General features: G+C 65.3%; 4 protein-coding genes. All 4 read left to right on the top strand.

The features are described 5' to 3' along the window. The coding region (locus VPH46_RS16175; protein ID WP_416612874.1) for a recombinase family protein at positions 1-486 on the top strand (486 nt) is incomplete at its 5' end. A gap of 43 nt (positions 487-529) precedes the next feature. Continuing rightward, a complete protein-coding gene (locus VPH46_RS16170) occupies positions 530-1,027 on the top strand; it encodes a hypothetical protein (RefSeq protein ID WP_416612872.1) in 498 nt (165 codons plus the stop codon). Between the two features lie 66 nt (positions 1,028-1,093). Beyond that, positions 1,094-1,420, top strand: a complete 327-nt coding sequence (locus VPH46_RS16165; RefSeq protein WP_416612870.1) for a type II toxin-antitoxin system PrlF family antitoxin — start codon at positions 1,094-1,096, stop codon at positions 1,418-1,420. A gap of 3 nt (positions 1,421-1,423) precedes the next feature. Beyond that, positions 1,424-1,738, top strand: a 315-nt coding sequence (locus VPH46_RS16160) for a type II toxin-antitoxin system YhaV family toxin (RefSeq protein ID WP_416612868.1), incomplete at its 3' end; no start/stop codon positions are given.

Below are 1,738 nucleotides of genomic sequence, written 5' to 3'. Positions count from 1 at the left end.
GGCTGCCGCCGCATTTTCGAGGAGAAGGTGTCGGGCGCAAAGCGCGACCGGCCTCAGCTCGCCAGAATGATCGAGCAGTTGCGCGACGAGGACACGGTGGTGGTGACACGGCTCGATCGGCTCGCGCGATCGACCCGGGATCTGCTCGACATCGCCGAAAAGCTGAAGGAGGCAGGCGCCGGACTGCGGTCGCTGGCGGAACCCTGGGCCGACACGACCTCCCCTGCCGGCCGCATGGTGCTGACCGTGTTCGCTGGCATCGCCGAGTTCGAGCGCGAGCTGATCCACCAACGCACCAGCAGCGGGCGCATCGCAGCCAGGGCGCGCGGCGTCCGCTTCGGGCGGCCGCCCAAGCTCACTCCCGACCAGGTCGCGTTGGGCGCGCGCCTGGTGCGCGAAGGAACCTCGGTTCGCGAAGCCGCCAAGCTGCTTCAATGCCATCATGCCACGCTCTACCGGGCCCTGACGGCTGCGGCGGCCGCATGATGCCGGACGCGCCGCCCCCCAACGCGCCGGGATCGGACGTCTGATGCCGATCCGCCCCGAACATGCGTTCCTGTACCCGATCGACTGGCCGCAGCTCTCGCACCACGTCCGCTTTGTCCGGGCAAAGGGGCGCTGCGAGCATTGCGGGCGTCCGCATGGGCAAAAGGTTTTCCACCTGGGCGACGGGCGGTGGTGGGACCGAAACCGGCAATGCTGGCGCAATGGCCAGGGCCGGCGGGTGCGCCGGCCTACGGAGAACATCCTGCTACAGGGCCGGTGGACCCCCGTGGTCCTGGCCTGTGCGCACCTCAACCATGATCCCAGCGACAGCGCGCTCCATCAGCTGGCGGCGCTCTGCCAGCGCTGCCACATGATCCACGACGGTCCCGAACATCGGCGGCGGCGCTGGATGAACGCGCATTACCGACGCGCGCTCGGCGACCTGTTCTATGGCCCCTACCCGATGCGAGGCGCGGACTGGATCACCCCGACCCCGATCAGCATGCTCGACGACAGCCGATCCTTGTACGCCTTCCTGTGATGAATGCTGGACCGCCCCATTGAAGAAGTAAGGATTATTCCTTACATTTGCTGCACGGAGGCTATGATGGCGACCATCGTTCAAGAGCGCAGCAGGATCACTGCCAAAGGACAGACCACCGTGCCAAAGGCCGTTCGCCAGGCGCTTGGGGTCAGCTATGGCGATGAGATCGCCTTTGTGGTCGATGCGCATGGCGTCAGCGTTCGCCGCGTCGAGGCGGAAGCAGCAGATCCGGTGATCGAGGGATTCCTCGGTTTTCTGGAACAGGACATGCTGCGCAATCCGCACAACGTCGCGGCCTTCCCTTCCAGCCTCGCTGAACGCATGGCAGCACTGACCGGGCATGTCCGGGTCGATCCGGATGAGGAAATCGACGGGCCGGTCGCGCTCTGACCCATGATGGTCGTCAACGGTTGGACCATCTACGCGCACCCGCTGCTGCTCAATCAGCTTGAGAAGCTGACCACGGCCGTCGAGAAGGCGAAGGCCAAGGACCCGCAAGGTTGGACCAGAACGGCAAACGCCAAGCTATTGGCCGCTGTGCGCTCGCTGATGTTCGAAACAATTCCCAGCGATCCCACTCGGTCGGAATATCGGCAGGGCGACACACTCGGCGCTACCCGAAAGCACTGGTTTCGGGCGAAGTTCGGCAATGGGCGCTTTCGCCTGTTCTTCCGCTACGACAGCCGCTCCCAGGTCCTCATCTTCGCC

Origin of the sequence: Sphingomonas sp. MJ1 (PH-R8) (assembly GCF_048058635.1) — a bacterium.
In the GTDB taxonomy this organism is placed as follows: Bacteria; Pseudomonadota; Alphaproteobacteria; order Sphingomonadales; family Sphingomonadaceae; genus Sphingomonas.
Note: the sequence above shows the minus strand (reverse complement) of the source record. Positions and strands in the feature narration are given on the sequence as shown.

What these genes read in the sequence shown, in the direction of transcription:
- VPH46_RS16170 (WP_416612872.1), top strand. Translation starts at nt 530, where the DNA reads ATGCCGATCCGCCCCGAACATGCGTTCCTGTACCCGATCGACTGGCCG.
- VPH46_RS16165 (WP_416612870.1), top strand. Translation starts at nt 1,094, where the DNA reads ATGGCGACCATCGTTCAAGAGCGCAGCAGGATCACTGCCAAAGGACAG.